This is a genomic window from Streptomyces sp. NPDC050433 (genome assembly GCF_044458565.1).
Classification (GTDB): domain Bacteria; phylum Actinomycetota; class Actinomycetes; order Streptomycetales; family Streptomycetaceae; genus Streptomyces.
Map to the genome: position 1 here is coordinate 1 of NZ_JBITIB010000059.1, position 21,798 is coordinate 21,798.

The 21,798-nt window shown below is 72.0% G+C and carries 19 protein-coding genes and 1 pseudogene; 10 read left to right on the top strand and 10 right to left on the bottom strand.

Annotated elements, in window-relative coordinates:
* The 10 genes and pseudogenes from ACIBLA_RS37075 to ACIBLA_RS37120 all read right to left on the bottom strand — a co-directional run.
* Positions 1 to 116 (bottom strand): annotated as a pseudogene (locus tag ACIBLA_RS37075) (4-hydroxy-3-methylbut-2-en-1-yl diphosphate synthase); the annotation flags it as partial.
* Positions 113 to 1,879, bottom strand: coding sequence for a 1-deoxy-D-xylulose-5-phosphate synthase (locus ACIBLA_RS37080; protein ID WP_399201104.1), 1,767 nt, complete (start codon positions 1,877 to 1,879; stop codon positions 113 to 115). The gene ACIBLA_RS37080 and the pseudogene ACIBLA_RS37075, both read right to left, overlap by 4 nt.
* Before the next feature lie 50 nt (positions 1,880 to 1,929).
* The gene (locus ACIBLA_RS37085) at positions 1,930 to 2,412 is read right to left on the bottom strand and encodes a DUF6917 domain-containing protein (RefSeq protein ID WP_363242216.1); all 483 of its coding nucleotides are present in this window, start codon (positions 2,410 to 2,412) and stop codon (positions 1,930 to 1,932) included.
* Complete coding sequence (locus tag ACIBLA_RS37090) at positions 2,412 to 3,347, bottom strand: Gfo/Idh/MocA family protein (protein ID WP_399201105.1); 936 nt, start codon at positions 3,345 to 3,347, stop codon at positions 2,412 to 2,414. Before ACIBLA_RS37090 ends, ACIBLA_RS37085 begins: the two co-directional genes overlap by 1 nt.
* 98 nt (positions 3,348 to 3,445) lie before the next feature.
* On the bottom strand, positions 3,446 to 4,609 hold the full coding sequence (locus tag ACIBLA_RS37095) for an Ldh family oxidoreductase (protein WP_363242214.1): 1,164 nt from the start codon (positions 4,607 to 4,609) through the stop codon (positions 3,446 to 3,448).
* A 3-nt stretch (positions 4,610 to 4,612) separates the two neighbouring features.
* Positions 4,613 to 5,941: a M20/M25/M40 family metallo-hydrolase gene (locus ACIBLA_RS37100; protein WP_399201106.1), complete on the bottom strand. Its 1,329-nt coding sequence runs from the start codon at positions 5,939 to 5,941 to the stop codon at positions 4,613 to 4,615.
* Positions 5,938 to 6,867, bottom strand: a complete 930-nt coding sequence (locus tag ACIBLA_RS37105) for a sugar phosphate isomerase/epimerase family protein (protein ID WP_399201107.1) — start codon at positions 6,865 to 6,867, stop codon at positions 5,938 to 5,940. The genes ACIBLA_RS37100 and ACIBLA_RS37105 overlap by 4 nt, the downstream gene beginning before the upstream one ends.
* On the bottom strand, positions 6,860 to 7,969 hold the full coding sequence (locus tag ACIBLA_RS37110; RefSeq protein ID WP_363242211.1) for a hypothetical protein: 1,110 nt from the start codon (positions 7,967 to 7,969) through the stop codon (positions 6,860 to 6,862). Before ACIBLA_RS37110 ends, ACIBLA_RS37105 begins: the two co-directional genes overlap by 8 nt.
* Positions 7,970 to 8,026: 57 nt before the next feature.
* Positions 8,027 to 9,094 carry a polyprenyl synthetase family protein gene (locus ACIBLA_RS37115; RefSeq protein ID WP_363242209.1) on the bottom strand — a complete coding sequence of 356 codons (1,068 nt, stop codon included), beginning with the start codon at positions 9,092 to 9,094 and terminating at the stop codon, positions 8,027 to 8,029.
* A 206-nt stretch (positions 9,095 to 9,300) separates the two neighbouring features.
* Positions 9,301 to 10,248 carry a 4-hydroxy-3-methylbut-2-enyl diphosphate reductase gene (locus tag ACIBLA_RS37120; RefSeq protein WP_363242208.1) on the bottom strand — a complete coding sequence of 316 codons (948 nt, stop codon included), beginning with the start codon at positions 10,246 to 10,248 and terminating at the stop codon, positions 9,301 to 9,303.
* 257 nt (positions 10,249 to 10,505) lie between these two features.
* Here ACIBLA_RS37120 and ACIBLA_RS37125 point away from each other — a divergent pair, with 257 nt between their 5' ends.
* From ACIBLA_RS37125 to ACIBLA_RS37170, 10 genes are all read left to right on the top strand, one after another.
* Positions 10,506 to 11,711, top strand: a complete 1,206-nt coding sequence (locus tag ACIBLA_RS37125; RefSeq protein WP_363242207.1) for a DegT/DnrJ/EryC1/StrS family aminotransferase — start codon at positions 10,506 to 10,508, stop codon at positions 11,709 to 11,711.
* The gene (locus tag ACIBLA_RS37130) at positions 11,708 to 12,898 is read left to right on the top strand and encodes a DegT/DnrJ/EryC1/StrS family aminotransferase (protein ID WP_399201108.1); all 1,191 of its coding nucleotides are present in this window, start codon (positions 11,708 to 11,710) and stop codon (positions 12,896 to 12,898) included. Before ACIBLA_RS37125 ends, ACIBLA_RS37130 begins: the two co-directional genes overlap by 4 nt.
* Positions 12,899 to 13,020: 122 nt before the next feature.
* Positions 13,021 to 14,286 carry a nucleotide sugar dehydrogenase gene (locus tag ACIBLA_RS37135; RefSeq protein WP_399201109.1) on the top strand — a complete coding sequence of 422 codons (1,266 nt, stop codon included), beginning with the start codon at positions 13,021 to 13,023 and terminating at the stop codon, positions 14,284 to 14,286.
* A gap of 78 nt (positions 14,287 to 14,364) precedes the next feature.
* Positions 14,365 to 16,338, top strand: a complete 1,974-nt coding sequence (locus ACIBLA_RS37140; RefSeq protein WP_363242203.1) for an FAD/NAD(P)-binding protein — start codon at positions 14,365 to 14,367, stop codon at positions 16,336 to 16,338.
* A gap of 51 nt (positions 16,339 to 16,389) precedes the next feature.
* Positions 16,390 to 17,826 (top strand): 3-carboxy-cis,cis-muconate cycloisomerase, encoded by a 1,437-nt coding sequence (gene pcaB, locus ACIBLA_RS37145; RefSeq protein WP_399201110.1) that lies wholly within the window; start codon positions 16,390 to 16,392, stop codon positions 17,824 to 17,826.
* 200 nt (positions 17,827 to 18,026) lie between these two features.
* Positions 18,027 to 18,233 carry a hypothetical protein gene (locus tag ACIBLA_RS37150; RefSeq protein WP_363242201.1) on the top strand — a complete coding sequence of 69 codons (207 nt, stop codon included), beginning with the start codon at positions 18,027 to 18,029 and terminating at the stop codon, positions 18,231 to 18,233.
* Complete coding sequence (gene ppk2 / locus ACIBLA_RS37155) at positions 18,220 to 19,200, top strand: polyphosphate kinase 2 (protein ID WP_399201111.1); 981 nt, start codon at positions 18,220 to 18,222, stop codon at positions 19,198 to 19,200. Before ACIBLA_RS37150 ends, ppk2 begins: the two co-directional genes overlap by 14 nt.
* 297 nt (positions 19,201 to 19,497) lie before the next feature.
* Positions 19,498 to 20,727 (top strand): helix-turn-helix domain-containing protein, encoded by a 1,230-nt coding sequence (locus ACIBLA_RS37160; RefSeq protein WP_399201112.1) that lies wholly within the window; start codon positions 19,498 to 19,500, stop codon positions 20,725 to 20,727.
* Positions 20,724 to 20,873 carry a hypothetical protein gene (locus tag ACIBLA_RS37165; protein ID WP_363242199.1) on the top strand — a complete coding sequence of 50 codons (150 nt, stop codon included), beginning with the start codon at positions 20,724 to 20,726 and terminating at the stop codon, positions 20,871 to 20,873. The genes ACIBLA_RS37160 and ACIBLA_RS37165 overlap by 4 nt, the downstream gene beginning before the upstream one ends.
* Positions 20,874 to 21,136: 263 nt before the next feature.
* The gene (locus tag ACIBLA_RS37170; RefSeq protein ID WP_363242198.1) at positions 21,137 to 21,655 is read left to right on the top strand and encodes a hypothetical protein; all 519 of its coding nucleotides are present in this window, start codon (positions 21,137 to 21,139) and stop codon (positions 21,653 to 21,655) included.
* Positions 21,656 to 21,798 lie beyond the last annotated feature (143 nt).

Below are 21,798 nucleotides of genomic sequence, written 5' to 3' on the forward strand. Positions count from 1 at the left end.
ACCGACACCGGCGCATCCCCACCGACAGCCACCGAACCGACCTGGATCTGACGGCTGACCCTCCGATCGGCCAGCTTCACCGGAACATCCGGCATGCCCAAAGCGATGGCGGTCATGAGGTGAGTGTCCTTTCCGAGGTCATCCGGGCGAGCACCGCGCCGGTGACGGCATCGGCGGTCAGCCCGCAGTGGGAGAGGACCTGGGCCCGCGAGCCGTGGTCCAGGAATTCGCGCGGCAGCCCGAAGTTCCGGACCGGCGTGTCGATCCCGGCGTCCCCCAGGGCCTGCGCGAACGCCGTGCCCACGCCGCCGGTGCGACCGCTGTCCTCGATGGTGATCACCTGCTTGAAGTACGCGGCGGCCTCCACCAGCGTCGGGTTGACCGGCGCGACCCAGCGCGGGTCGACCACGGTCGCGCCGACGCCCGCCTCGGTGAGCTGCCCGGCGACGTCCAGCGCGAGCCGGGCCATCGGGCCGACCGAGACGATCAGCACGTCGCGGCCGGGCGCGTTGTGCAGCACGTCGAAGCCGTCGGTCGTGTCGATGCTGGGGATGTCCGCGCCGGTGGTGCCCTTGGGGAAGCGCAGCACCGTCGGCCCCTGCTCCCAGGCGACCGCCTCGCGCAGCAGCTCACGCAGCCGCGTACCGTCGCGCGGCGCGGCGATACGCAGGTCGGGTACGGCCTGGAAGAGCGTCAGGTCCCACATGCCGTTGTGGCTGGCGCCGTCGTCGCCGGTCACGCCCGCGCGGTCCATCACCAGTGTGACCGGGGCGGAGTGCAGGGCGATGTCGGTGACCATCTGGTCGATCATGCGGTTGCCGAACGTCGCGTAGATGGCCAGCACCGGATGCAGACCGCCGAACGCCAGGCCGGCGGCGGCTGCCGCCGCGTGCTGTTCGGCGATCCCCACGTCGATCGTGCGATCGGGGAACTCCCGCTGGAACTCCAGCAGTCCGACCGGTTCCGCCATCGCCGCCGTGATCGCGACGACGTCGGGGCGATCGGCCCCGATCCGTACCATCTCGTCGGAGAACACCGCCGTCCACGCCGGGCTGGAGGCAGCGGTGGCAGGGGAGGACGGCGTCGCCCGTACGACGTGGCAGCGGTCCAGCTCGTTCGTCTCGGCCGTCTCCCAGCCGCGGCCCTTCTCGGTCACCACATGCACGACCACCGGGCCGCCCAGCGCCCGCGCCCGGCCCAGCGCGTCCTCCACGGCCGCGATGTCGTGTCCGTCGACGGGTCCGAGATAGCCGAACCCGAACTCCTCGAAGACGTTCGCGCCCTCGTCGGCCGCCCGCAGCTTCCCCAGGTGCGCCGCGAGGCCGCCCACAGTCGGCGCGTACGAGCGCTCGTTGTCGTTCAGGACGACGATCACCGGCCGCTGGGGCGCGCCGCCCAGGTTGTTGAGCGCCTCCCAGGCCAGACCGCCGGTCAGTGCCCCGTCCCCGATGACGGCGACCACCGCGCGGTCGGTGTCGCCGCTCAGCTCACGGGCGCGCGCCAGCCCGTCCGCGTAACTGAGCGCCGTCGACGCGTGCGAGTTCTCGATCACGTCGTGCTCGGACTCGGCGCGCGAGGCGTACCCGGACAGTCCGCCGCGCGTGCGCAGCCCGTCGAAGCCGGCGGCCCGGCCGGTCAACAGCTTCTGTACGTACGTCTGGTGGCCGATGTCCCACAGCAGTGTGTCCGTGGGCGAGTCGAAGACCCGGTGCAGTGCGATGGTCAACTCGACCACGCCCAGGTTGGGTCCGAGGTGTCCGCCGGAGCGGCACACCGCGTCGATCATCAACTCGCGGATCTCCGCCGCCAGTTGGTCGAGCTGGGTGGGGGTGAGTCCGCGGAGATCGCGGGGGCCCGTGATCTCGTCGAGTAGTGGCATGACTGAGTCCTCCATGTCGGACGGGTCCGTGCGGCGGTGGTACGGGTCCGTCACGGGCGGCCCGTGCCGGGATCGCCGTCCGGTGACGGCGGCGGCCGGAAGCTGATCTGCGAGCCGGGCCGCAGTCCGGCCTCGGGCCCGGTGAGCGTCCAGGCGGTGTGGATCAGTACGTTGTAGTGGTTGGGGAAGTGGCAGGCGTCGAAGCCCAGCAGGGTGCCGATGGGCTCCCCGTCGACGAGGACGATGTCGCCCCGGTCCAGCACTCCGGCGACCGAGATCTCCACGAAGCCGAGGAAGCCGACCCGGTCGATACGGGAGCCCGTCTCGGTCTCCACATGGTCGGTGGTGACGAGTTCGTGCAGCTCGCCCTGGCGGACGCAGCGGGAGGCGAACTCCTCCAGGCGCATCCCGCGGTCCGTACGGCGATGGCGCAACACCTTGACCACCTCGGACCTGACCGTGCGCTTGTCGCCGTTCTCCGGGCTGGGCTCGATCAGCGCGGGCGATGTGGGGCCGTACGCCGTTGGGTTCATCACGAGAGCGCCCCCGCCCGCTCCGTGCCGTACGTCGCGTCGACCAGTTCCAGCATCGCGAGCCCGGCGCGGGACGCGTCCGTGCCGCTGCGTACCGCCTGCTCGAACTCCCCGAGCACACCCACGTATTCGTGCTTCAGCGAGCTCTTGAACGCGTGATGTCCTGCCAGCATGTCGGCGTGGTGCTCACTGCCGTCCTTCAGCCGGACGGTGACGTCCTTCGCCTCGCCGTGCGGATACGACCAGTCCAGCTCCACCGTGGCGGGCACCCCGGCCGCGGAGCGCAGCTCCACCCGCGCCTGCCGGTCGACGCCCGCCTCGTCGCGTACGACCTCGGCGGACTCGACCGTCAGCTCACCGAGGAACAGCCGCACCACGTCGAAGGCGTTGGGGCCGTTGTCGGCGACGCAGCCGCCGCCGCAGCGCTCGGGGTCGAGATACCAGCGGTCCGCGCCGACGTGCTCCTCGATCTTCTCCAGATAGCGCACCGTCACCGACTCCACGGCCGGCGGGTCCGTCGCGGCGGGCAGCGAGCGCAGCAGGCCGAGCACGTTGTCGTTGTAGCGCCGGTGGAAGGCGGTGAACAGCACCGAGCCGCCGCGCACGGCCAGTTCGGTCAGTGCCCGGCCCTCGGCCAGGTCCAGCGCGAGCGGCTTCTCCACACAGACCGCGACACCCGCCTCCAGCGCGTCCTGGCAGACCGCGGCGTGCGCGTCGTTGGGGACGTTGACGACGATCGCGTCGAGTCCGGCCTCGGCCAGCATCCGCCGGTGGTCCTCGTAGCAGGGCAGCCCGGCCGCGCGGTGCGGGGCCAGCGCCTCCTCGCGCAGGTCGCACACCGCGACCAGGTCGAGCGTGGGCAGGCCGGGGAAGGCGTCGAGGTAGAACCGGGAGATGACCCCGAGCCCCACCACGCCTATCCGCAGGGGTTTCATTGTCTGTGTCCTCCTTGGAACGCTTGACGTTGCCGGGGGGTTGGGGGGATTCACGGGTGCCGGGCGTTGCGGGGGGTTACCGGGGTCGCGGGGGTACGTCAGTTGGCCGGCGGCAGCGCCGTCGGCGCGCTCAGACCCCGTTCCGCCGCCACCGCGACCAGCTCGTCGAACAGGGCCGCCGACAGCGGGACCCCGCTCTTGCCGTGCTCCGTGGCGCGTTCGGCCTCGAACCAGCCGGGGTAGCGGACGGGCCGGTCCTCGTCCACCGCGGGGGAGCCGACCAGGGCGTCGAACATCCCCGCCGTCTGCGCCTCGAAGTCCTCGCGCGGACGCAGCTCCGCAGGTGCCACGACCAGCACGGTGAAGCCGATGTTGTCGTCCTGGCCGCTGGGGCTGCCGCTGCCGGACCACGCCTCGGTCGCCGGGCCGAGGCCGGCGCCGGGCAGCAGTGCGCCCAGGACCTCGACCAGCAGGCCCAGCCCGTACCCCTTGAACGCGCCGGTGGCGGGATCGCCCCCGAGCCACTTCAGGTAGCCGTCGCCCCGGTCCAGCGCGTGCGGATCGGTCACCGGCCGGCCGTCCTTGTCCTCCAGCCAGCCCTCCGGGATGCTCTGCCCGGCCCGCGCCGCGCCGCGCACGCGCCCGGTGGGCACGACGGTGGTGCTCATGTCGAGTACGAGCGGGGGGCGCGGGCCCGCGGGCGCGGCGAACGCGAGCGGGTTGGTGCCGAGCAGCGCGGCCTGTCCGCCGGGCGGCCGGATGATGCGCTGCTGACCGCAGTTGGAGACCAGCAGGCAGATCATCCCGCGGTCCGCCGCGCGCTTGGCGTGCGCGCCCGCGCAGCCCAGATGGGTGGCGTCGCGTACGGAGACGAGCCCGACGCCGTACTGGAGGGCGCGCTCGGCGGCGAGGTCGACGGCCTCGCTCGCCGACCAGAGGCCGAGGGCGCGGTGGGCGTCGAGCAGGACGGCGGCGCCCCGGTCGGCCAGCACCTCGGGTTCGGCGGCCGGGTCGCAGCGGCCGTCCTCGAACAGCTTCAGATAGAGCCGGGTGAGGTTCGTCAGGCCGTGCGAGGTGATGCCGGTCAGGTCGCCGTGGACCAGGGCGTGCGCGGCGGTCAGGGCCCGCTCGGCGGGCAGGCCGTGGTGCCGGAACACGGCGGCGGTGAACTCCACCAGCTCGGTGAGGTCGACCCGTCGTGCAGCAGCGGAAGCGCCGGTGGCAGCCGTGGTGGACGTGCTCGTGGAAGTGCTCGTCGTCATAGGTCAGTTCCCCTGGTCGAGCCGGTTGCGTGCGAAGGAGATGAGCAGGCGTCCGATGTGCCGCGCGTACCGGTCGAGGTCCGCCAGATCGGCGAACTCCCCTTCCGCGTGGGCCTGGTTGGCGCCGAGATCGCCGGGTCCGAAGACCACCGTGGAGGTGTCGGGTACGCCGGCCAGCCAGATCGCGTCGCAGGTGAACGCGGGCAGTTCGGCGGGCCACGGGGCGAGCCCCGCCCGGTCGAGCAGCAGCTCGCCGACCCACGCGTCGTCGGCGTACAGCGCGGGCAGCCCGCGCTTCAGCCAGTCCAGATGGGTCACCCGTGCGGCGTCGCGGGCGGTGGTCGCGAAGGTCGGGATGTCGCTGAAGCGTTCGCGGAACCGCTCCACGCCGGTCCGCAGCACGTCGTCCAGCGCGGCTTCCAGCTTGCGGCCGGTGTCCTTCGAGCCGTAGGACAGATTGATCAGCAACTGCCCTGTTCCGTAGACCTTGTTGTGCATCGAGCCGGTGTGCATGCCCGCGACGCAGACCTGTCCGTCGACCGCGTACGGCGGCAGTTCGGTGGCGAGGTGCTGCGCGAGATAGCCCAGCAGCACCGTCGCGTTGTGGCCCGCGCCCGGCTCGTCGTCGATGCCGTCGCGGCCGTCGACGCGCAGGCGCGCGGTCATGGAGGCGGTGGCCCTGCTCAGTACGCGAAAGCCGGTCGGCTCGCAGAACACGTTGAGCCGACCCACGTACCCCTGCTCGACCAGCGGCTTGGTGCCGAACACGCCCATCGCGCCGCCCTCTTCGCCCGCGACGAGCTGGATCAGCACGCCCACCTCGGTGCCGAGCGCGGGGGAGGCGGCCAGGGCGGCCCGCAGCCCGGCGAGCAGTCCGACGGCGGGGCCCTTGGCGTCGATGGAGCCGCGGCCGTGGAAGCGCGATCCGCTGAACGAGACGGGGCCGCCGTCCGCGACGGTGTCCAGGTGCACGTTGAACATCACCGTTGCCGCGCGCGGCAGTTCGGGTCCGAGCCGCAGCACCATGTTCGGCTGGCAGCCCAGGAATCCGGGCTGGGCGTCGGCGGCCTGGGCGACCGCTCGGGGCACGTCGGAGCCGGTGAGCGCGTCGGGTCCGGCGGGGGCGTGGTGGACGACCCGGAAGCCGAGTTCGGCCGCCGCCTCCGCGTACGCGCTCTGCGCCTCCCAGAGTTCCACCGGTCCGTCGCCGCCGGTCTCCAGCGGTCCGGCGGTGCGCAGCGCGAGCAGACGCAGGAGCAGTTCCCGGTCGGCCTCGGTGAGGCCGACCGAGGCGCACGGGCTCGTCCGGCGGGGCTGCTGGGTGTAGGTCATACGGGGCCCGCCGCCGGTTCCGGCTGCTGCCCCAGCTCGCGTACGAGCTTTTCGAGGCGCTGCCCGTACGTCACGAACTCGTCCACGTAGTCCCCGGACGGGTCCGACCACCCCTCGTGCGGTCGGATGTTGATGTGCGGCTCGATCGAGACGACACCCGTGTAGCCGCCGGCGAACAGCAGCCGCAGCGAGTCCGCGACCCGGCAGTCCCCGTCGCCGGGCAGCGAGTAGAACTGGGCGCTCGTGTCGCCCGTGCCGTCCTTCACATGCACATGCGCGACGTACGGCGCGATGTGCGCGAGCAGGTCGTAGGCCTCGTAGCCGTACGCGATGCCGTTGCCGACGTCGAACAGCAGCCGCAGCGCCGGGCTGTCGGCGGCGTCGAGCAGCCGGAGCATGCGCGCCGGGTCGGTGGCGGCCCAGCCCGCGCAGTTCTCGTGGACCAGCACCAGGCCCGCGTCCTCGGCGCGGGCCGCGAGCCGGCCCACCCGGTCGAGCACCGCCCGTTCCCAATCGCCGTCGGAGAGACCGGCGTTGGGGTACGACATGATCCGCACGTAGCGGGTGCCGAGGTGATCGCACCGGTCGGCGAGCCGGTCCAGCTCGGTCAGGTCGTCGGCGAACGGGGAGACGACCGTACGGGCCCAGTTGCCGATCCGGGAGTCGACGCAGGAGACCCCGAGCCCGGCGTCGACCAGGGCGCCCATCACCCGGTCGAAGGCCTTGTCGTCGAGTTCGGCGAGGGGGACGCCGTCGACCGAGCGCAGCTCGATGCTGTCCCAGCCGAGCCGCCGTACCGCCTCGATCTGGCGGTCGAGGCCCGGAGCGGCCTCGTCGCCGATACCGCTGAGCCGGATGTCAACCGGCCGGATGCCGTTGGACCGGATTTCGTCGGACCGGATGTCACCCTGCCTGATGTCACTCATGTTCCGCTCCGCCCGGAAGGGCGGTGGACACGCCGGTCAGCGGCGGCCGGGGATCCGCCGCGTCGTCGCGGCCCTCCCGCGCCTCGCCCGCGGCGGCCATCAGGTGTGCCTCCTGAAGCAGTTGGACCACCCGCCGGGCGATCGCGTAGTCGTCCCAGCCGCCCGAGCCGCCCGCCCCGTCGGTGCCCGCCTCGTAGTCCCGGTAGGCGTGGTCGATGTAGCTGGTGAGCGCGTCGTCGAAGAGGAGCCGCGGAGTCGCCGTACCGCCGCCCGCGCCGTCGTGGACGGTCAGACTGGCATGGTGGTCGACGTCGCTGATCGGGTAGTGGCCGACGACATGGCCGGTGTCGAAGCGCAGCCCGATCCGGCGCTCGCGGATCGGCGAGGTGAGGTCGGAGGCTATCTCCGTGGTGGCGCCGCTGTGGTGCTGGAGCGTCAGCCGGGCGCTGCCCATCTTCGGGATGACCGTGTCGCCGATCCGCATGTCCGTCAGCGCGGCGTCGGTGATCCGGGCGTCCCCCGCCAGCCGCAGCGCCACACCGAGCGAGTGCGGCAGTTCCACGTCGAAGGCGGTGGTGTGGTTGTTGGAGCGCAGCGTGCGCGTCCACCGCGGCTTGAACTGGGTGAAGGACAGCGACCGCAGCTCGCCCAGCGCGCCGTACCGCACCAGCTCCGCCAGCTCGTGGGTGAGCGAACTGGCCAGCCACGGCGAGACGACGCGCAGCCGCAGGCCGCGCACCCGCGCCAGCATGTCGATGGCCTCCAGACCGGCGACACCGACAGCCATCGGCTTCTCGACCACGATGCGGGTGTAGCCGAGGTCGGCCAGCTCCTGGAGCGTGGCGAACCGGTCCACCGGCGGCGTGCACAGATGGACGACCGTCGTGGCGGGGTCCGCGAGCTTGGCGGCATGGGCCAGCGAGTCCGCCGGCACCAGGCCCTCGGCCAGGGCCTGTTCGTGGATGTCCTGGACGTCCCACACCACCGGCGGATCGGGCGAGAACCGGCCGGATTCGTCCGGCAGGGCGCGCAGCTTACGCAGCACCGGCCAGTGCAGCCCGAGGCCGGCTCGCCCGCCGCCGACGATGAACGTGTTCAGCATGACGTGACCTTCGCTCTTGAGAGATCTGGCGACTCCGAGAGGGGACGGGCTGTCCGATCAGCGGTCGCGGTAGGCCACGGACGTCGCCATGGCGGCGAGTTCGTGCTTCCACTCCTCGCTGATCGGCGCGGTCGACAGCGCCTCATGCGCCTGGACGACCAACTCGTCGATACGGCGCTCCACTTCGGCGCGTACGCCGTTGCTGGTCAGCGCCTCCGCCAGGGCGGCACCGTCCCACTCGGCGGCCTGGACCAGCTCGCCGACGCGGGCGTCGCGCAGCGCGGCGAGGCTCACCAGGAGCGTCATCTTGTGCTGTTCGGCGTCGGCGCCGACCGGCTTGCCGACCGTCTCGGCGTCGCCGTACGTGTCGATGAGGTCGTCCCGCAGCTGGAACGCCTCGCCCACCGCGGTGCCGTACGCCTCGAAGGCGGCTGCCGCCGAGGAGTCGCCCGCGATGGCCGCGCCGAGCTCCAGCGGACGGTGGATGGTGTAGTGGCCGGACTTGGCCTTGGCGATGTACCGGGCCAGCTTCGGGTCCGGCCGGGATTCCGCGGCGACCGTGACGTCCATGTGCTGGCCGATGATCAGCTCGCTGGTGAGCCGGCTCCAGACCAGCCGCGCCTCGGCGGGCAGGTCCTGGATGAGCTGCCCGGCGTACGAGAAGGCCAGGTCACCCGCGAGTACGGCGATGCCCTCGCCGTACCGGCGGGCCTCGCCCTGCCAGCCGCGCTCGCGGTGCTCGTTCGCGTGCCGGGCATGGACCGTGGGCTTGCCGCGGCGCAGGTCGGAGTCGTCGATGACGTCGTCGTGGATGAGCGCGAACGCGTGCAGCATCTCGATGGCCGCCCCCGCGTCCACCACGCGGGAGTCGGACAACTCGCCGCCCGCCGCCAGGAATCCGGCGGCGCAGAACGAGGGGCGCAGCCGCTTGCCGCCCGCGCGGATCAGTTCGCCGATGGCCTCGACGGGGGCCGCGGCGCGTGCGTCGACCGCCGCCCACCGGGAGTGCTCCGCGGTGAGCATGGCGTCGAGCCGCTGCTCCGTGCGGTCCAGAACGGCCGCGCGGGACTGGCCGGCGAGGCCCCCGAGGTGCTCGGCGGCCGGTGCGGGCGGTGAGACGGTCATGAGCGTTCTCCTGTTCGTGTCGGCGATCTGGTCCTTGGGGCGGCGGCACATACGCAAGGGCGTTTACGGCTCCGAGCGGCGTACGGGTCCTGTCAGGCGCAGGGTCCGGGCGGCCGGGGTTCCGGGCGGCGTACGGCTTCAGGCGGCGTACGGCCCCAGGGCCACTCCCGGCGTACGGCTCCCCGCCCCCTGCCCCCGCCCCCCGGTCAGCCGGACGGCTGCGACTGCGAGAGGCCCGACGGCAGCTGGAAGACGACGTCCTCCTTGGTGGTGACGGACAGCTCCACGTCGTGGTAGCCCAACTGGTCCAGTCGCTCCAGCAGTTGGTCGACCAGCAGCTCGGGCGCGCTGGCGCCGGCGCTCACGCCGATCGTCCGGACCCCCTCCAGCCAGCTCTCGTCCAGCTCCGACACGTCCGGCACCAGATACGCGGCGGTCCCTTCGAGGAGGGCCACCTCCACCATCCGTACCGAATTGCTGGAGTTGCGCGACCCGACGACCAGGACGAGATCGCTGCGCACGGCGATCTGCTTCACCGCGACCTGCCGGTTGGTGCTCGCGTAGCAGATGTCCCCGTCGGCGGGGCTGCGCACGTCGTCGAAACGCTCGCCCAGTGCGGCGACGATGCCGGTGGTCTCGTCCATCGAGAGCGTGGTCTGGGTGAGCACCGCGACCGGGGTGTCGCGCGGCAGGTCGAGCGCCTGCGCGTCCTCGACGCTCTCCACGATCACCGTACGGTCGGGGGCCTCGCCGTACGTGCCCTCGACCTCCTCGTGGTCGGCGTGGCCGACCAGCAGCAGGGTGCGGCCGTCACGCGCGTAGCGCCGCGCCTCCTGGTGCACCTTCGACACCAGCGGGCAGGTCGCGTCGATGGTGTCGAGCCGACGGTCCTTCGCGTTCTCGCGGACCTCCGGGGACACCCCGTGCGCGGAGAACACACAGACCGCGCCCGGCGGTACGTCCTCCTCGGAGTCCACGAAGATCGCGCCGCGCCGCTTCAGCACCCCCACCACGTAGTGGTTGTGCACGATTTCTTTTCGCACATAGACGGGAGCTCCGTGGACCTCCAATGCCTTCTCGACGATTTCTATCGCCCGGCGTACCCCCGCACAGAATCCGCGTGGCTCGGCGAGGATCACTTTCTTGTCGGTCACGACTGGAAACTCCTGTCGGTCCGTGGAATTGGGCTTCACCGTCGGTCACACCGAAGAGGCAAGTCAAGGTTTTTCAGACCGGCAATTAGTAAGGACCCAGGTAATAGGCAGTGTTCTGCACACGCTTGCCTGCACGGACCTCCGCAACTGCCAATGGATTGCTGGGTGATTGCTATCGAAGGCGTGTCGGCGTGCCGTCTACGTTCGAACCGCTGAGATGCGCGAAACGCAGAACCCGCCGAGACGAGTGGAGTGAAATGGACAGCAAGGCGATGCCGGCTCCGGCGAGCACCGTCCCGTTCTTCACACAGGCGGAATCCTTCGAGCGGCTGTGGCCCCGCCTGAGCGCGTATCTCGACGAGGTGTGCGAATCGGGAACGTACTCCAACGGGCCCAGGACCGCCGAGCTGGAAGCCGCCCTGCGCGCCTACACCGGTGCCCGGCACGCGATCGCCGTCGGCAACGGCACCGACGCGCTGGTCCTGCTGCTGCGCGCGGCGGGGGTCGGACCCGGCGACGAGGTGATCGTGCCGGCCTTCAGCTTCTTCGCGTCGGCCAGTTCGGTGGCGCTCGTCGGGGCGGTCCCGGTCTTCGTCGACGTCGACCCGCTCACCTACAACCTCGACCCGGACGCGCTCGAAGCGGCGGTGACGCAGCGCACCAAGGCCGTCATGCCGGTGCATCTGTTCTGCCAGCCCGCCGACATGACCTCGGTGCTCGCGGTGGCCGAACGCCACGGACTGCTCGTCCTGGAGGACAGCGCCGAGGGCATCGGGATGCGGCTGAACGGCCGGCACACCGGGCTGATCGGGAAGGGCGGCGTGCTGTCGTTCTTCCCCACCAAGACGCTGGGCGCGCTCGGCGACGCGGGCATGGTGCTGACCGACGACGACGCCCTCGCCGGCGCCGTCCAGCGGCTGCGCGACCACGGCCGGCCCGCCCTCGCGCCGAAACCCGCCCCCACCGCCCCGGCGGCCCGCGCCGAGTACGCGCGGCAGGGTGAACTCGCGGGCACCAACAGCAAGATGGACGAACTCCAGGCCGCGGCCCTGCTCACCAAGCTGACCACCCTGGACGACGACATCCGCCGCCGCGCGGTGCTGGCCGACGCGTACAGCCGCCGGCTGCGCGGCATCCCCGGGGTCCGCAGACTGCCGACCGTCGTGGAGCGCGGCGAAACGGTGGATCCGGTCTTCTACGTCTATCTCATCGAGACCGACCGGCGTGACGCCCTCGTCTCGCACCTCGCCGCCCTGGGCATCGGCACCGAGACGTACTACCCGCTTCCCCTGCACCTCCAGCCGTGCTTCGCCCATCTCGGCCACCAGGAAGGCGACTTCCCGCACGCCGAGGCCGCGAGCCACCGCACCGTCGCCCTGCCGCTCTACCCCGAGCTGACCCTCGCGCAGCTCGGCCGGGTGTGCGACGCCGTCCGCTCCTTCTTCACCGGGAGTACGTCATGACCACCGAGACCTCGCCCGCCCAGGCGGCCCCGTCCCGCCCCGCCGCCTCCGCGCCCCCGGCCACCGACACCATCCCCTACGCGCACACCCGGCTCCCCGACGCCGAGCGAGAACTGCTGCGCGAGGTGCTGTACGAGGTCGGCACCGACCCCGAGCAGAAGTTCATCCTCGGCCGCCGCACCGCCGAGCTGGAGCGGCGGCTGGCCGAGCGCGCGGGTGTGCGCGACGTCGTCGCCTGCGCCAGCGGGACCGGTGCGCTCACCCTCGCCCTGCGGGCCGTCGGAGTCGTCCCCGGCGACGAGGTGATCGTGCCCGCCTTCGGCGCGGAACCCCTGGCCGCGACGGTGCTCGGGGTCGGCGCGGTGCCGGTCTTCGCCGACGTCGACCCGGTGACGATGGTCCTGGACCCGGTCGACGCGGAGAGCCGGGTGACGGACCGCACCCGCGCGGTCGTCCCGGCCCACACCTTCACGACGATGGCCGACATGCCCGCGATCCAGGCCTTCGCGCGGCGGCGCCAGATCGCGGTCGTCGAGGACGCGGCGGTGGCCCAGGGCGCGACCCTGGACGGCCGGGCGGCCGGTACGTGGGGGGACATCGGGCTCTACTCGTTCTTCCCGGTCAAGCCGTTCGGGATGCCCGGCGAAGGTGCGGTCGTCCTCTCCGACAGCGACGAACTCGCCACGCTCGTACGGCGGTTGCGCAACCACGGACAGGACGGCGTGCAGCGCTTCGTGCACCACGAGGTCGGGTTCAACAGCCGCTTCGACGAGGTCATGGCCGGCTTCCAGGTCGCCCGGCTGGAGCGCGCCGACGACATGGTCGCCCGGCGCGCCGCCGTCGCCGAGCGCTACAACGCGCGCTTCGCGGCACTGCGCGGGCGCGGTCTGCTCGCTCCCACCTCCGGCGCCGACGGCCAGTGCCACTACGTCTACGCCGTACAGACCATCTGCCGGGACGCGCTGGCGGCGCACCTCGCCGCGCACGGCATCGGCAGCCGTGTCTACTACCCGGTGCCGCTGCCACGCCTGGCGGCCTTCGCGGCGTACGCGGGCCAGGGCGCGGACAGCCGGCGGCCCGGTGCCGAACTGGCGAGCGCGCGCCATCTCGCGCTGCCGCTGAACCTGAGCCTGACGGACAGCCAGGTCGACCGCACGGCCGACGTGGTCTGCGCGTTCTTCGACTGACTAGTGCCGCGACCGGCAATGTTTGCCCTGAAGGAGCGTACGTGCTGGGCGGCGCGACGGGGCAAAGCTTGCCGGGAGGGGCACTAGGTCCAACCGACCCACTTCCTCCGACGGGAGCAACCGTGAAAAGCAAGGTCGTCGTAGTCGGGCAGGGGTACGTGGGCCTGCCGCTGGCAGTCCGGGCCGCGCTGGCCGGCCACCAAGTGGTCGGCTACGACGTGGACACCGACCGCGTCAAACGGCTCATCAGCGGTGAGTCCTACGTCGAGGACATCCCCGACGCACAGCTCGCCGACCTGCTCGACCAGGGCTCCTATCTGCCCAGCACCGACCCGTCGGACCTCGACGGCTTCGACATCGCCGTCGTCACCGTGCCCACCCCGCTGCGGGACGGCGCGCCCGACCTCTCGTACATCGAGTCGGCCGCGCACACCCTCGCGGGACGGCTGCGCCCCGGCGCGACCGTGGTCCTGGAGTCCACCACGTACCCCGGCACCACCGTCGAACTGCTCGTCCCGCTCCTTGAGGAGGGCTCGGGCCTCGTCGCGGGCCAGGACTTCCACCTCGGCTACAGCCCCGAGCGCATCGACCCCGGCAACCCCACCTGGCGCCTGGAGAACACGCCCAAGGTGGTGTCCGGCATCGACCCGGCGTCGCTCACCGCCGTACAGACCTTCTACGACACCATCACCAGCACCACCGTGCCGGTGCGCACGACCGAGGTCGCCGAGCTGTCCAAGCTGATCGAGAACACCTTCAGGCATGTCAACATCGCCCTGGTCAACGAGATGGCGATGTACGCGCACGAACTCGGCGTCGACGTCTGGGAGGCGCTGGACGCCGCCGCGTCCAAGCCCTTCGGGTTCATGCGCTTCACTCCGGGACCCGGTGTCGGCGGGCACTGTCTGCCGGTGGACCCGGAGTATCTGTCCTGGCGGGTACGGCGGTCGCTCGGCCGCCGCTTCGAGTTCGTCGAACTCGCCAACCACATCAACGGACACATGCCCGACCATGTCGTCCAGCGGCTGCTGCTCGCCTTCAACGCCCGCCGCAGGCCGCTCGCCGGATCGCGCGTCCTGCTGCTCGGCCTCGCGTACAAGCCGAACACCGGCGACGCGCGCGAGTCGCCCGCGCTGCGCGTGGCCGAGCTGCTGCTCGGTCTCGGCGCGGAGGTGCGCGCGGCCGACCCGTACGTGGTCGAGGCGGTGACCGTGGACAGCAAACTGACCCGCTGCGACTTCTCCGAGGAGGAGCTGGCGGCTGCCGACGCGGTGGTGCTGCTGACCGACCACGACGCCTTCGACTACGAACTCGTCGCCCGCGCCTCGGACTTCGTCCTGGACTGCCGGCACCGGCTGGAGACCGGCCCCACCGTCGAAGTGCTCTGAGCCGCCCCGCCCGAGAGCGAAGGCGAGCGAGATGTACCGGCCGCGACCTGGGCCGTCCAACGGGAGACGGAGACATACGTGAGTGACGGACATCTGGAGGTCTGCATCGTCGGCGGCGGACCCCGTGGCCTCTCGGTCCTGGAACGGCTCTGCGCCAACGCGCGGCGCCGGCTGCCGCCCACCGCCACCCTCGTGGTGCACATGGTGGACCCGTACCGCCCCGGCGCCGGGGGTGTGTGGCGCACCGACCAGTCCCACCACCTGCTGATGAACACCGTCGCCTCGCAGGTCACGCTGTTCACCGACGAGAGCGTGGAGATCGAGGGCGAACTCGCCCCCGGCCCCAGCCTGTTCGACTGGGCGGCCCGGCTCGGTACGGAACCGGGGGAGGCGTACGACGACCAGATCCGCGCCGAGGCCCGCGACCTCACCCCGGACTCCTACCCGACCCGCGCCTTCTACGGCCACTACCTGGAGTGGGTCTTCCGCCATGTCGTCCGCGCCGCGCCCGCGCGGGTCCGCGTCGTCACGCACGCGAGACGGGCCGTCCGGTTGTACGGGGGGCCGGACGGCCCGCAGGGCGTGGGCCTCGCCGACGGCTCCCGCATCGAGGACCTGGACGCGGTCGTCCTCGCCCAGGGCCATCTCCCGGTCGTCGGCGGCTCCGGCGAACGCGAACTGGCCGACTTCGCACGGACCCACGCGCTGACCTACGTCCCGCCCGCCAACCCCGCCGACACCGACCTGTCGGCCGTGCGGCCCGGCGAGGCCGTCGCCCTGCGCGGACTCGGGCTCAACTTCTTCGACCACCTCACCCTGTTCACGCTCGGCCGCGGCGGCACGTACACACGCGAGGACGGCCGGCTCGTCTACGCCCCTTCGGGACGCGAACCGCTCCTGTACGCCGCCTCCCGGCGCGGCATCCCGTACCACTCACGCGGCCGTAACCAGAAGGGCGCGCACGGCCGGCACATCCCGCAGGTCCTCACCCCCGCCGAACTGGACCGGCTGCACACCGCCTCCCGGCTCGGCGGCGGCCTCGACTTCGGGCGCGACCTGTGGCCGCTGATCGCCAAGGAGGTCGAGACCGTCTACTACACGGCGCTGCTCGCCCGCCGGCTCGGCGAGCAGGAGGCCGGCCGGTTCGCCGCCCGGTATCTGGGACCGGCCTGGGGGTCGGCCGAGGAGTCCGACCTGCTCGACGCGTACGGCATCGGCCCCGGCGACCACTGGGACTGGAAGTACCTCTCCGCACCCCACGCCGACCAGGGCTTCCGGAGCCCGGCGGACCACCGGGACTGGCTGCTGGACATCCTGCGCGGGGACCTTGCCGAGTCCGAGGCGGGCAACGTCGAGGGCCCGCTCAAGGCCGCGCTCGACGTGCTGCGGGACCTGCGCAACGAGATCCGGCTGGTGGTGGACCACGGCGGACTCACCGGCCGCTCGCACCGCGACGACCTGGAGCGCTGGTACACCCCGCTCAACGCCTTCCTGTCGATCGGGCCGCCCGCCGAACGGATCGAGCAGATGATCGCGCTGATCGAGGCCGGGACGCTGACCGTCCTCGGCCCCGGCATGCGTGTCGGCACGGACCCCGACCAGGGCGTCTTCACCGTCGAGGCGCCCGCCGTCCCCGGCTCGCTGACGCACGTCACCACCCTGGTCGAGGCCCGGCTGCCCGAGCCCGACCTGCGCCGGACGACCGACCCACTGCTCACCGACCTGCTGGCCACCGGGCAGTGCCGCCCCTACGCGATAGCCGACCCGAGCGTCGGCGCGTACGAGACCGGCGGCCTCGCCGTCACCCCCCGGCCGTACCGGCTCGTCGACGCCGAGGGCCGCGCCCATCCCCGGCGCTTCGCCTACGGCGTCCCGACCGAGTCCGTGCACTGGGCGACCGCCGCCGGGGTCCGCCCCGGCGTCAACTCGGTGACTCTGGGAGACTCGGACGCGATCGCCCTGGCCGTCCTGGCCCTGCCCGCAGGCGCGGTACGGCCGCCGGTCACCGGCCAGCCGCCGGTCGACGACCACGAGAAGTCCCGGACCACGTGACGGATCACGTGAAGTCATGTGCCTTGAGCCTGAGCTGACGAGGAATCAGATATGACGACCACTCAGCCCGCCGCCGACACCGGTCTCTTCTCCCCGGTCCGGGCCGGCACCCCGGCCGAGGCCGCCACCACCGACGCCGCGTGTCTCCAGGCCATGCTCGACACCGAAGCGGCCCTCGCGCGGGTGCAGGCCGGGCTCGGCGCCGTACCCGAGTCCGCCGCCCGCGTCATCGGCGAGGCCGCGCGGGCCGAGCACTTCGACCTGTACGACCTGGCGGTGCGCTCACGAGGCGCCGCCAACCCCGTCGTACCGCTGGTGCGGCAGCTCACCGAACTCGTCGCCGCCAAGGACGCCGACGCCGCGCACAGCGTCCACCAGGGCTCCACGAGCCAGGACATCCTCGACACCGGTCTCATGCTGGTCGCCGCGCGCACCCTGGACCTGATCCTGGCCGACTTGGACCGCACCGCCGGAGCGCTGGCCCGCCTCGCCGCCCGGCACCGCGACACCCCCATGGCGGCCCGCACTCTCGGCCAGCACGCCGTCCCGACCACCTTCGGCCTCAAGGCGGCCGGCTGGCTCCAGGGCGTACTCGACGCACGCGACCGGCTGCGCCGGGTGCGCGACGAGGGGCTGCCGGTCCAACTCGGCGGCGCGGCGGGCACGATGGCGGGATACCTCCAGTACGCGCTCCTGCATGTGCCGGACGCCGCGGACGACGGCGGCGCACGGTACATCCGGGAGCTGCCCGCCGCGCTCGCCGCCGAGCTGGGCCTCACCGAACCCCTCGCCCCCTGGCACACCGTCCGCACGCCCCTCGCCGACCTCGGAGCGGCGCTCGCCCTGCTGACCGGCGCGCTCGGCTCCATCGCGGCGGACGTCCAACTGCTGTCCCGCACCGAGTCGGGCGAGCTGGCGGAACCCGCCGCCGAAGGCCGGGGCACGTCCTCCGCGATGCCGCACAAACGCAACCCCGCGCTCTCGGCGCTGATCCGCTCCGCCGCCTACCAGGTGCCCTCGCTCGTCGCCACCCTCGCGCAGGCGTCGGTCCACGACGACGAGCGGCCCGCCGGCGCCTGGCACGCCGAATGGCTGCCGCTGCGCGACTGCCTGCGGCTGGCCGGAGGGGCGGCGCACACCGCCGCCGAACTCACCGAGGGCCTGATCGTCCGCCAGGACCGGATGCGGGCCAATCTCGATCTCACCGGGGGTCTGGTCGTCTCCGAACGGCTCGCGGCCGTGCTGTCCGTGGAACTCGGCCGGGCCGAGGCGAAGACGCTGCTCGCCCGCGTCTCGGCCGAGGCGGCGACCACCGGCCGCCCCCTCGCGGACGTCCTGGCCGAGGCCCCGGCCCTGACGGAGGGGACCGGCCGCCGATCGGCCGACGAACTGCGGAAGCTGTCGGACCCCGCGCACTACACCGGGGCGGCGGGCCAGTTGGTGGACCGGGTGCTGGGCCGCTTCGACTCCGATCGGCCGACCGGCTGATCCCGCCGGGGACGCCGACGCCACGCCCCACCGCGCCCGCTCTGCCCCGCCCCGCCCGTCCCGCCTCGCCGTGCCCACCGCGCCCCGGCCCACCGGGTATCTCAACTCGCTTGTCAAGATCGCGCCCTGTGTAAGGATGAGCCCGCCGCCCGGCGATGGGCCGCGCGGCCCGTGCGACTCCCTTCCCTGGATGGTCTTGGATGCACAGCTCTCAGCGTCGTATCGTCCGAACCGCGCCTCTTCCCACCGCAGATGAGTCCGTTTCGCGTCCGCAGCACAGCGACCTCTTCCTGGAGGCGCAGTACACCGTCGAGCTTCCCCCGATCGAGGACGACGCGGACTTCGACGCCCCCGCCGTCCCCGACGCCGGCGCCTACCGGGGAGGGCGCCCGCATGCCGGCGGGTGAGAGGGCCGAAGGCGCCGGGCCGGACGTCCTGCGGGGTCTGACCGTCGACGACCGGAACCCCGAGAAGCCCGTCCTGCTCGACAAGTCCGGCCGACCCGTGCGGACATGGCGGCAGAACTACCCGTACGACAAGAAGATGCGCCGCCGCGAGTACGAGCGGACCAAGCGCACCCTCCAGATCGAACTGCTCAAGTTCCAGCGCTGGGTGAAGGAGACCGGGCAGCGGGTGGTGGTGGTCTGCGAGGGCCGGGACGCCGCGGGCAAGGGCGGCACCATCCAGCGGTTCACCGAGCGGCTGAACCCGCGTGGCGCCCGCGTGGTGGCCCTGGAGAAGCCCACCGAGCGAGAAGCGGGGCAGTGGTACTTCCAGCGGTACGTGGCGCATCTGCCGTCCGCCGGGGAGATCGTCTTCTTCGACCGTTCCTGGTACAACAGGGCCGGTGTCGAGCGGGTGATGGGCTTCTGCACGACCGACCAGTACGAGCACTTCCTGCGCCAGGCGCCGCAGTTCGAGCAGATGCTGACCGACGACGGCGTCCTGCTCGTGAAGTTCTGGTTCTCCGTCTCGCACGACGAGCAGCGCACCCGCTTCGCGATCCGTCAGATCGACCCCGTACGGCAGTGGAAGCTCTCGCCCACCGACCTCCAGTCGCTCGACCTCTGGGACGCGTACACGGCGGCGAAGGTCGACATGTTCCGGGCCACCGATACGCATCACGCGCCCTGGAGCGTGGTCAAGAACAACGACAAGAAGCGCGGGCGGCTGGAGGCCATGCGCAGCCTGCTGTGGCGGATGGACTACGACCAGAAGGACGAGGAGGTCCTGGGCGTACCCGACCCGCTCATCGTGGGCCCGGCCGACACCCTGCTCGAAGCGGGCGAGGAGAGCACCGACCTGTCCCCGACCCCCCTGGCCGGCCGCACCCGCGGGCCCGGCGACCACCCGGGGCCGGGGCCGGGGAACTGAGCGGGTACACCGCATCGAGTGTGTGACGGTGCGCATGGTTCGAGGTGTCCCACGTGCGCGCGGCGTCGCACTCGTGGGGATCATGGGCGGCCGAGGGCCTGGCGGAGGGGGATGAGGAGGGTGTCCGGGCGGTAGGTGTCGGACCAGGCGAAGTGGAGCAGGGGCCAGGCCGACAGCTTCCGCGCCCCGCCACAGGCTTGGGTACCGTGATGAGGGACAAGCCCGAACGGAGGGAGCCCCGATGCCATGGCGACCGCTTGAGCGCCCCAGGGCCGCCGCAGTCCTGGGGGCGTGCTGATGGTGGAAGAAGCCGAGGAGATCGGCCGCCGCGCCCGCAGAGCCCGCCTGCGGTTGGGCATGCCGCAGGCCGACCTCGCCGCGGCCCTGGGGAAGTCGCAGGGGTGGGTGTCCAAGATGGAGCGCGGCCAGATCGAGATAGACCGCGTTGGCCTGCTCAACCTGCTTGCCGCGGAGCTTCACGTGCACCCCAACGACCTGATCGGGCGCCCGTACACCAGCAGTCCGGCCGAGAATCAGTGGCAAGTCGCCGCCGCGTCGATCCTTCGGGAGCTGCGCCGCTATGACCTCACGCCGGTCTTCGACGGGGCACCCCGCTCGTCCGGCGAGTTGTGGCGGGAGATGACCCGTCTGCATCGCTTGCGGGACACGGCGGCCAACGTCGCGATCCTGCGCGTGCTGCCCGACCTGCTCCGCGAGACCCGTGCGCGCGCCGAGGTCGCCTCGGGACACGAACGTGAGGAGGCGTACGCGGTCTACGCGGTCGCCTGCAAATTCGCCCACACCGCCGCGCACTCTCTGGGCCACCCCGAACTGATCGCCATGGCGGCCGAGCGCGCCGGTTGGTCCGCCAGGCTGTCCGGTGACCCCGTCATGCCCTCGCTCGCCGACTGGATGCGCGTATGGGACATGTGGGCAACCGCCGACTGGGCCGATTCGCTCGCGCTGTCGGACAAGGCCCTTGGCACCATCCAGGACGAGTACGACCACGGCCACCCGCTCGCGGTGCGCATGTGGGGCTCGCTGCAACTGCGAGCCGCTGTATCGGCCGCCCGTGCGGGACGACCGTCCGAGGCCAACGACCGCATCGGCCACGCGCGCGACGCTGCCGATCGTATGAACAACCATCAGGGGCCGCCGGTCTACGATCGGCACTCGGTGACGTTCTCGCCCGGCAATGTGCAGATTCACGCGATCAGCGTTGCTCTGGAGACCGGCGACCAGACCAAGGCGCTCGCCATAAACCGGGGTACAAGTCCCGAGTTGGTCGCCGCGCTGCCCAACTCCCGCCAGGGGCACCACCACATGGACCTCGCCCGCGCGTGGCTGTGGGACGGCAACCGTGACAAGGCGCTCGCAGAGCTGGAGACCGCCGAGCGGATCGCTCCGCAGCTCGTGCGGAATCACCCCATCGCCCGGTCTACGCTCCGGAGCATCGTCTACGCCGAACGCGCCACGACCCGCGAGAAGTTGCGGCACATGTCCGACCGCTTCCACCTGGATGGATGAGGGTCGTATTCCTCTCACTCATATTCGACCCTCTGCACGGCATTGCCGTCGACGAACACGGCCCGAAGACGGACACCGAATTGCTGCGACTTCTGCTGGACTCCCTCCGCCGTTGGCAGGCGGCGGAGCCGGACGACCTGCCCTGAGCCACAGGCCCGCTGCTTGTCCGCGTCCCGCGAAGACGAGCGGGCGGGCTCAACCGAAAGAAGCCCCCGCTGCGCGTTCCCCTGCCTGGGCGGATGGGCTCAAGGGGAGGAAGGAGCCGAGGGCGGGCATCGCCTCGGGCGGCAACCGGAGGGCGGCCCGCACGTCCGGGTCTTGTCAGCGCTGGCAGAGCGGCGCAGCCTTCCCCCTATGGGTACCAGATGAGCCTGGCGTCCCGGACGGGGCCCTGGAGGGGGAGGATCGTATGAGGAAGCGTGATCTGGTCGGCTTAGTGGGCCGTCGGGCAGCGCTGCGGTACCTGCTGGCGGGGATCGCGGCTTCCGCGGTGTCGGGGTGCGGGAGTCCGGTGGAGAAGGCGGTCACCGCGTTCGCCGAGGGTTCCTGGAGGTTCACGACCAACACGGGCATCGAAGGGATCTTGACCGTCACAAGCGACGGACAGTGGTCGGAGACCCGGTTGGGACTCTCGGGCCGGTGGGAGTATGACGTCTCCCGCCTCACGGTCACCATGGACGGAGTCGACAGTGAGGGCGCGGAGCCGTACCGCATCCCGTCGGTTCCGGAGCCCGCCAAGGAGGCTCTGTCCCGGGAGTACTCCATGCAGGGCGGCTGGGCGGTCGGCCTCGGCGAGAAGGTGAAGGCTCGCAGGGACAAGGACGACGTGGTCCTGGAGTTCGCGGACTTCTCGGACGGGAGCGAGGGCTCACCCGAGCATGTCGAGTCCTTGGTCTTCACCCTCACCCGCCTGAAAGAGGCGCCCTGACCCTGGCTCACCGGCAGGGGGGCGCCCCCCCCCCCCCCCCCCCCCCCCCCAGGAAGGAAAACCGCCGCGGGCGCCCCCCGCCCCCCCGCCCGGGGGGGGGGGGCCGCCGCGCCCCCCCCGCCGCCCCCCGCCCGGGCACCCGA

What these genes read in the sequence shown, in the direction of transcription:
- ACIBLA_RS37080 (WP_399201104.1), bottom strand. Translation starts at nt 1,879, where the DNA reads ATGCCACTACTCGACGAGATCACGGGCCCCCGCGATCTCCGCGGACTC.
- ACIBLA_RS37085 (WP_363242216.1), bottom strand. Translation starts at nt 2,412, where the DNA reads ATGAACCCAACGGCGTACGGCCCCACATCGCCCGCGCTGATCGAGCCC.
- ACIBLA_RS37090 (WP_399201105.1), bottom strand. Translation starts at nt 3,347, where the DNA reads ATGAAACCCCTGCGGATAGGCGTGGTGGGGCTCGGGGTCATCTCCCGG.
- ACIBLA_RS37095 (WP_363242214.1), bottom strand. Translation starts at nt 4,609, where the DNA reads ATGACGACGAGCACTTCCACGAGCACGTCCACCACGGCTGCCACCGGC.
- ACIBLA_RS37100 (WP_399201106.1), bottom strand. Translation starts at nt 5,941, where the DNA reads ATGACCTACACCCAGCAGCCCCGCCGGACGAGCCCGTGCGCCTCGGTC.
- ACIBLA_RS37105 (WP_399201107.1), bottom strand. Translation starts at nt 6,867, where the DNA reads ATGAGTGACATCAGGCAGGGTGACATCCGGTCCGACGAAATCCGGTCC.
- ACIBLA_RS37110 (WP_363242211.1), bottom strand. Translation starts at nt 7,969, where the DNA reads ATGCTGAACACGTTCATCGTCGGCGGCGGGCGAGCCGGCCTCGGGCTG.
- ACIBLA_RS37115 (WP_363242209.1), bottom strand. Translation starts at nt 9,094, where the DNA reads ATGACCGTCTCACCGCCCGCACCGGCCGCCGAGCACCTCGGGGGCCTC.
- ACIBLA_RS37125 (WP_363242207.1), top strand. Translation starts at nt 10,506, where the DNA reads ATGGACAGCAAGGCGATGCCGGCTCCGGCGAGCACCGTCCCGTTCTTC.
- ACIBLA_RS37130 (WP_399201108.1), top strand. Translation starts at nt 11,708, where the DNA reads ATGACCACCGAGACCTCGCCCGCCCAGGCGGCCCCGTCCCGCCCCGCC.
- pcaB (WP_399201110.1), top strand. Translation starts at nt 16,390, where the DNA reads ATGACGACCACTCAGCCCGCCGCCGACACCGGTCTCTTCTCCCCGGTC.
- ACIBLA_RS37150 (WP_363242201.1), top strand. Translation starts at nt 18,027, where the DNA reads ATGCACAGCTCTCAGCGTCGTATCGTCCGAACCGCGCCTCTTCCCACC.
- ppk2 (WP_399201111.1), top strand. Translation starts at nt 18,220, where the DNA reads ATGCCGGCGGGTGAGAGGGCCGAAGGCGCCGGGCCGGACGTCCTGCGG.
- ACIBLA_RS37160 (WP_399201112.1), top strand. Translation starts at nt 19,498, where the DNA reads ATGGTGGAAGAAGCCGAGGAGATCGGCCGCCGCGCCCGCAGAGCCCGC.
- ACIBLA_RS37165 (WP_363242199.1), top strand. Translation starts at nt 20,724, where the DNA reads ATGAGGGTCGTATTCCTCTCACTCATATTCGACCCTCTGCACGGCATT.
- ACIBLA_RS37170 (WP_363242198.1), top strand. Translation starts at nt 21,137, where the DNA reads ATGAGGAAGCGTGATCTGGTCGGCTTAGTGGGCCGTCGGGCAGCGCTG.